Source organism: Okeania sp. (assembly GCF_983059655.1).
In genome coordinates this window covers 1-8014 of the sequence record NZ_CEZPJD010000354.1, presented here as the reverse complement: position 1 = coordinate 8014, position 8014 = coordinate 1, and the positions used below count along the sequence as shown (strand labels likewise).

The 8014-nt window shown below is 33.3% G+C and carries 3 protein-coding genes; 2 read left to right on the top strand and 1 reads right to left on the bottom strand.

Annotated features, from left to right (window positions below):
* The coding region (locus AC3DU7_RS19005) for a protein kinase domain-containing protein (RefSeq protein WP_488040879.1) at nt 1–1222 on the bottom strand (1222 nt) is incomplete at its 3' end.
* A 2179-nt stretch (nt 1223–3401) separates the two neighbouring features.
* Between AC3DU7_RS19005 and purD the strand changes: the two genes are divergently transcribed.
* Nucleotides 3402–4679, top strand: coding sequence for a phosphoribosylamine--glycine ligase (gene purD, locus AC3DU7_RS19000; RefSeq protein WP_488040878.1), 1278 nt, complete (start codon nt 3402–3404; stop codon nt 4677–4679).
* A gap of 514 nt (nt 4680–5193) precedes the next feature.
* Complete coding sequence (locus tag AC3DU7_RS18995; protein ID WP_488040877.1) at nt 5194–7374, top strand: ATP-binding protein; 2181 nt, start codon at nt 5194–5196, stop codon at nt 7372–7374.
* Nucleotides 7375–8014 lie beyond the last annotated feature (640 nt).

Genomic DNA, 8014 nt, shown 5'->3' with positions numbered 1-8014 from the left:
TTTCACTGTTAAGTCTTTCAACTTCGTTTTCTGGGGAACCCATGAGAAAACTTCCTCCAGGAATATAAACCATTTCTAATTTAATACCATTACCTAAATCTTCTATTTTTTGTCTGGCATTACCAGGAGTACGGTTGATTATTTTGCCAGAGTTATTAACAGTCACTACTTCAAAAGTAAATATTTCTCCTCTTTCTGATTCTGGTATTGAATTGAGAAATGTTTGTGGTGGAGAAGTTTCATTTATAATGGGTGGTGCTGTTGATTGTTGAGATTTTTGTGGTGGAAGGGTAAATGTTTTTTCTGTTGGATAAGTCTGGTTAATAAGCGACAAGATTTCTTCTGGATTTTGAAATCTTTTCTTAGTCGCTCCGATAATCATTTTATCCAACAAATTTCCTACTGCATCACTCACATTTGACTTTAAATAATCTCGCCATATCCACTCACCTTCACCTACGTCAAATAATTTAAAAGGTTCGACTTCAGTTAATAAATGAATGCAAGTTACGCCCAAACTATAAATGTCGCTAGAAAAGGTTGCTTTTCCTATTGCTTGTTCGGGAGGAGCATATCCTTCAGAACCAATAATAGTTCCTGTTACAGTTAAAGCATTCTTTGTAACAAATTTCGCTATGCCAAAATCTACCAATATAATATTATTCTCTGGCGAGCTAGAAGCTCGCACTGGATATTGATTATCATTTTTTCTCCTAATAATATTCTCTGGTTTTATATCTCGATGAATCACCTGTTGAGAATGAATAAATTCCAACACAGGCAATAAACTTTTTAACAACTCCAAAATTTTATTTTCATCAAAAGCTCCCGACTCTTTTAATTCCTGTTGTAAATTTTGCCCGTCGATAAATTCTTGTACTAAATATTGTCGATTATCTTGAGTAAAGTATGCCAAAAGTTCGGGAATTTGTGGATGTCTACCTAAAGTATCTAAACGTTCGGCTTCTTGAGCAAATAATAGAGTAGCTTTTGATAAATTTTCTGTTCTTTGCAATTGAGGTAAAAATTGTTTAATTACACAAAAAGGTTTTGAGGGTTTAAATTCATCGACGGCTTGAAAAGTTCGACCAAAACCACCCCGTCCAATGATTTTTAGGGCGCGATAACGTTCGACTAAAACTAATTTTTCATTGCAACTATGACAGAATTTGGCTTCTGGTGGGTTTAATTTTAAACAATTAGGATTTAGGCATTGAGTCATTTCAGTTATCAGTAGTTCGTGCAATGGCTTGAAATATTTAAGTTTATTATTTTTATCTCTTTAAAAGGGGAGGTATGATACCTTATTTTTGGGTCATAGTTTATAGTCTAATTTTATATTCTTATTTTTTAATTATAACTGTCGCGATTATAAATATTTAACTTCTGCCATGGCTCTGAGTATTTTTTTCCTAAAGTAATACTTTCAGATTGATAAATTTGAGCTATAAAAGTTGTTAGTCTATTTCAAGCAAATTTTTCTATTGTTTCTAGAATTTTAACAAATTTTTCTGTCATTACTTCACTGAAAAAAATTAGTAGAAGATGAAAAATCTGACATTTGCTTAAGTAGCTACTAATTTTTATAGCAGAAGAAAGAAGGAAAAACTTTGCTTTGTCTAAGTTTTAAGCTTTTGATATGTCCGCACCTTTTGCTTTTACTGCTATATCTAGTTCAATAACCAGCATTTTTATACTTCAGTTCAGCAGTCTACATAGCTAATATTTGGTAGAAAATTTTTATCGTAAATTTACAGCACTTTTTAGGAAGCGTGAGGTACAGTTTGAAAATTAATCTTTTTTTCCCTACTGCCTACTCCCTACTCCCTACTCCCTTTGATAAATTTGAGCTATAAAAGTTGTTAGTCTATTTCAAGCAAATTTTTCTATTGTTTCTAGAATTTTAACAAATTTTTCTGTCATTACTTCACTGAAAAAAATTAGTAGAAGATGAAAAATCTGACATTTGCTTAAGTAGCTACTAATTTTTATAGCAGAAGAAAGAAGGAAAAACTTTGCTTTGTCTAAGTTTTAAGCTTTTGATATGTCCGCACCTTTTGCTTTTACTGCTATATCTAGTTCAATAACCAGCATTTTTATACTTCAGTTCAGCAGTCTACATAGCTAATATTTGGTAGAAAATTTTTATCGTAAATTTCAAATATTTCTTCAACATCAGTAAAAGCTTTTATGACTTGATTTTTTCCAAAATATCTATCAATCAAGAAAATAATTTATGAGTTTTTTTAGCTTGGTTTGATAATGTTTTGTTTTTCACAGAAGATAATTTTTACAAAAGTTTTTTATAAGTTTCGCTAGCAGCGAATATTATCTAATTATGATTTCGGTTCAAAAGTTAAATATGAGCAAAATTATTGTTCTATTTCAAGATTAGCTTTCCCATACTGAAATGACTGATAATTATATTGATATTCTCTATACTCTTATAGTAAAAAGCCAATATGATTTTTAACTCTCAGTTTGCCTTTAATCCAAGAATTATCACTAAATTTTACTTGATTTTTTTCCAAATAAATATCAGTGAATAAAAAAACTATTTATGACTTTTTTGTGATTGGTTTGATAATATTTTATTTCTCAGATAAGATAATTTTTACAAAAGTTTCTTATAACTTTCGCTCTGGCGAATATCATCTAATGGTGATTCAGGTTCAATAGTTAAATCTGGGCAAAACTCTAGTTCTATTTTAATTTCTGATTTTGGTTGTCTATGTTCATAACTATAATTGAATCTTCTATTGTTTTCCGGTAAAAAATCAACATAATTTTTGACTCTAAGTCTACCTTTTTGCCAACCACTATCACCAAGTTTTAATAGTTAGCATTCTATTTCTTCAGTCACTGATTCCCATTTGCTACTATTTAATCCTGTATGTACTTTCTGATCGATCAGAAACCTTCCATTCAATTTGGTTGGAAAAAATCACGAACTCGCGATGGTGATTGTTTGTATTTGAATAAATTTTAGCTCTTATTTGCTCTAAATACAATTCTTTAAATCTCCCAACTAGAAATGTATTTTTATCAAATAATAAAACATCATCATCACTTTTAAGTAATTGAAAATTATCGCTCATACTAACCAACTCATCTAAATAAGCAATCGTTACTATATCAACTTAACTACCTACACTTATTTTTAGTGATACTTTTATAGTTTATTTAAAATTTAACTTTTTCTTCTTGATAACTAATACCAAATCTGGTTATTATAAGCTGATTATAAGGTAAGGCATAAAATTATAAGGTGAGGTATAAAATAGATATCTATAAAATCAACTTTTCTAAATCACATTTAACATCAAAGTCTTCTCTCTTAGATAACTAAAGCCTTCTTCCTTCTTACTTCTTCCTTCTTAACTTCTTACTAAAAAAAAAACGTGAAAATATTAATAGTAGGTAACGGCGGTAGAGAACACGCGATCGCTTGGAAACTATCCCACTCTCCCCAAGTTCAACAAATATTTTGTACCCCAGGTAACGGCGGTACTGCCACCCTGCAAAAATGCCAAAATATACCCATCCCAGTTGAGGACTTCCAAGCCCTCAAACAACTTATTGCTGACCAAAATATTTCCCTAGTAGTTGTCGGCCCAGAAATACCCTTAGCCCTGGGCATCACTGACTATCTACAACAACCAAACCTTAAAATATTTGGCCCTACCAAAGCAGGAGCCATCCTCGAAGCTAGTAAATCCTGGGCTAAAGATTTTATGACCGAAGCAAATATTCCCACGGCCAAATCAGCCACTTTTACCAGTGCCGAAGCTGCCAAAGCTTACATAAAAGAAGTTCCCATAGTGGTCAAAGCAGATGGTCTAGCTGCTGGAAAAGGAGTTACCGTTGCCACTACAATTGAAATAGCTCATCATGCCATAGATGCCATCTTTCAAGGAGAATTCGAGCCAGATACCCATTCTGTGGTAATCGAAGAATTTCTCACAGGTCAAGAAGTATCGGTTTTAGCCCTCACCGATGGATTAACTATTCGTCCCCTATTACCAGCTCAAGACCATAAACAAGTGGGTGAAGGAGATACTGGACTTAATACTGGAGGTATGGGCGCTTATGCTCCCACTTCTATCATTACAGCGGAATTAATGACCAGAATTCAACAAGAAATTCTAGAACCAACTTTGACTAATTTGCAAAAACGTGGTACTGACTACCGAGGCATTATTTATGCTGGATTAATGATTAGTCCTCAAGGAGAGCCAAAAGTCTTAGAATTTAATTGTCGGTTCGGCGATCCAGAAACTCAACCTATTCTTTCTCTACTAGAAACTCCATTGGAAGAGTTATTATTGGCCTGTTGTGAACAGCGTTTAGCTGAGTTGCCCCCGATAAATTGGAAACCAGGAGTAGCAGTGTGCGTAGTTTTAGCTTCTGGGGGTTATCCAGAAGCTTATGAGAAAGGTAAAATAATTTCTGGAATAGAAAAAGCTGAAGCTGTTGGAGTAACTGTATTTCATGCTGGAACTAAATTACAGAAACAAAAGTTAGTCACTGATGGTGGGCGTGTATTAGGAGTAACAGCAATAGGGTCTGACTTTTCTGAAGCTAGGACAAAAGCTTATGCTGCTGTAGATTGTATAGAGTTTGACCGAATATATTATCGTCGGGATATTGGTAGTCGGGTTTTTAGGTCTGTTGATTAATGGATAATTGATAATGGATAATTGATAATTACCTCGGGTTTTAACCGTTACGGAATTGAATATAAGGAAATATTATTTCTTCTCTTGGTTGATTGGATATGGTGAGGGAACTTCGCCATCCATTGACCACTTTTTTCTCTTTAAAAGGGGAAGTTTTCAACCATAATTATTTAATTATTAATTATTCGGTAAATCGGGTGAATCTCAATTTTGAATAAAGAAAAATTTATCGCTTTTAGGTAACAGTTCATCTGACAACAGGGAATAGGGAGTAGGGAATATATAGGAAAAAAGTATTTTTGCAAATAAAAAGTATTTTTGCAAATAATTAAGATGCACCCGGCAAATTCAGAATATAAATAAAATAAATCTGAGCTTTCAAGAATTCTTAGTTATCCTAATTAATAATATAGTCAAAAATGACTACTAAATTTTGACCTTTAACTTTATAACTTTATTTTAACTTTTGACTTTTAACTTTTAACTTTTGACTTTTGACTTTTGACTTAAAAAAATGCTTACCCTCCTAAAAAAAATCGGAGAAATTATCGCTAACTGGTGGTCTGAGTTTACCCTCCAGACCAAACTAATGGCAGTAGTAACCCTTATGGTGTCTTTGCTAATGAGTAGTTTTTCTTTCTGGGCGGTAAATACTATTCAGCAGGATGCTCGTCTCAATGATACTCGCTATGGTCGAGACCTGGGACTATTATTGGCTGCAAATGTTGCCCCTCTAGTGGCGGAAGGCAAACGCAACGAAGTAGCGCGTTTTTCTCGACTTTTCTATAGCAGCACTTCTAGTGTACGTTATATGCTCTACGCCGATGAGGAAGGAAAAATTTTCCTTGGTCTGCCTTTCTCAGAATCAGAGGTAAAAACATCCCTGACTCTACGCCGTCGCATTCAACTACCAGAAGATTTTATGGCCAATGTAGAGGCAGGAAATTTTTCTGCCCTACCGATGGTGCGACAACATTTAACTCCCAATGGAGAATTAACAGATGTTTTTGTGCCGTTAATTCAAGAAGGTAAATATTTAGGAGTTTTGGCAATAGGGATTAATCCTAATCCTACTGCTGTTATTTCTTCAAATCTTACGAGAGATGTTACTTTAGCAGTGTTTGTTTCGATTTGGGCAATGGTAATTTTAGGGGCAGTATTTAATGCTTTGATTATTACTAAACCAGTTAAGGAATTATCAGAAGGTGTGAGAAATATTGCCCAAGGAAATTTTAAGCAAAGGATAGATTTACCATTTGGAGGAGAGTTAGGGGAACTGATTTTTAGCTTTAATGAAATGGCAGAGCAGTTAGAAAATTATAAGAAGCAAAATATTGAAGAATTAAGAGCAGAAAAAGCTAAGTTAGAAACCTTAGTTTCGACTATTGCTGATGGTGCTTTATTGTTAGATGCTAATCTACAACTTATGTTGGTTAATTCTACTGCTAGGCGAATTTTTAGCTGGGAAGGAAAAGATGTTGTAGGTGCAAATGTTATTGATTATTTGCCAGCAGCTGTACAAATGGAAATTAGTAGACCGCTTTATCAAATAGCAGGAGGAGAGATAGAAGGTGGTGAATATTGCTGCACTCTGGATGATCCAAATAAACGTACAATTAGAGTGTTATTAACAACGGTTTTGTTACATAGGGCACCAGGTAAAGAGTCTCTTTGTCAAAGTTGTATTTATGATGCAGATGATACTTGTAATTCTACTGAACGTCCTGAAGTTATTGAATGTACTCTTTATGAGCATAAATTAGAAAAAGGTTTAAATTCTCAGTACCGAGATAGTCTGAAAGGAATTGCGATGACTGTGCAGGATATTACTCGCGAAGTAGAGTTAAATGAAGCAAAAAGTCAGTTTATTAGTAATGTATCTCACGAGTTAAGAACTCCTCTATTTAATATTAAATCTTTCATCGAAACTTTGCATGAATATGGGGAAGATTTAAGCGAAATAGAAAGAAGTGAATTTCTGGAAACTGCTAATCACGAAACAGACCGTTTAACTCGTTTGGTTAATGATGTTTTAGATTTGAGTCGTCTGGAATCTTGTCATATTTATCATCTAGATGCTGTTGATATTGCTCAACCTATAGAACAAACTTTAAGGACTTATCAACTTAATGCTAAAGATAAGGAAATAGAGTTAAATTATGAGATAGAACCTCACTTGCCTTCTGTTGTGGGTCATTACGATTTATTGTTACAAGTATTTGCTAATTTAGTCGGCAATGCTATGAAGTTTACTGAGGCAGGAGGAAGGATAATGATTCGAGCATATATATTAGAATCTGACTCTGAAATTTGCAATATTGAAGCTCAACAAATTGAAGAGGGGGGATGGATAGTTTCTCCTCCTCCTCCTCGGCCAATAGATTTACATTTACCCTCAGAACCAAGTTGTCAAAAGTTTGTTAGAATTGAAATTTCAGATACAGGAAGTGGTATTGAACCTGAAGACCAAGAGGCTATTTTTGAGAGATTTTTCCGAGTAGAAAATCGAGTTCATACTTTGGAAGGAACTGGTCTAGGTTTGTCTATCGTCAGGAATATTATGGATAAGCATTATAGTAAGGTTCAGTTAGTAAGTGAACTTGGTGTGGGTACAACTTTCTGGTTTGATTTACCAGTATTTGAGCAAAGTATAGTATCAGAAGAAAGTCAATTGTTAGATATAACTCAACTTTAGAAGAAGGAAGAATTCAAAAGTCAAAAGTCAAAAGTCAAAAGTTAAAAATTAAAAGTTAAAAGCTAAAAGTCAAAATTAAAAGTATTACGTTGTCTGAGTTTTAAGTTTTGGATATGTTCTAACCTTTCTTTCCACTGCTATACCAGTTTTTGACCCAGATATAGTATCAGAAAAAAATTAATTATTTAGATGTAACTAAACTCCAGAATTAGGTAACAGGAATCAGGGTTGAAAATTTTTTATATTTTTATATATTGAGTAATGACTGAAAAATTATTCAAGATTACTATATATACTGGGTACAATTTTCTGGTTTGATTTACCAGTTTTTGAGGGTGCATTTCATATTTACAAAAATACTTTTTTCCTATTTCCTATTCCCTATTTCCTATTTCCTATTCCCTATTTCCTAAAAGCAATAAATTTTTGGCTTTCTTCAAAACTTAGATGCACCTAAAAAATTGTTGTACTGCATCTCAAATAAATTTGTAATTTTTTAAAATTATCACCTCCTTGAGAATAGCTGAGAATAGCTGCGGGGAATTTCAAAAAGAAATTATCAAACTGATAAGAACTAAGCTTAATAATAACCACCAAATAGTATTTCTTTGAAGCCAAAATTTGACAGTTCCAAACCAAC

Excerpts from the sequence above, each read along its gene's own strand:
- AC3DU7_RS18995 (WP_488040877.1), top strand. The coding sequence starts at position 5,194 with ATGCTTACCCTCCTAAAAAAAATCGGAGAAATTATCGCTAACTGGTGG.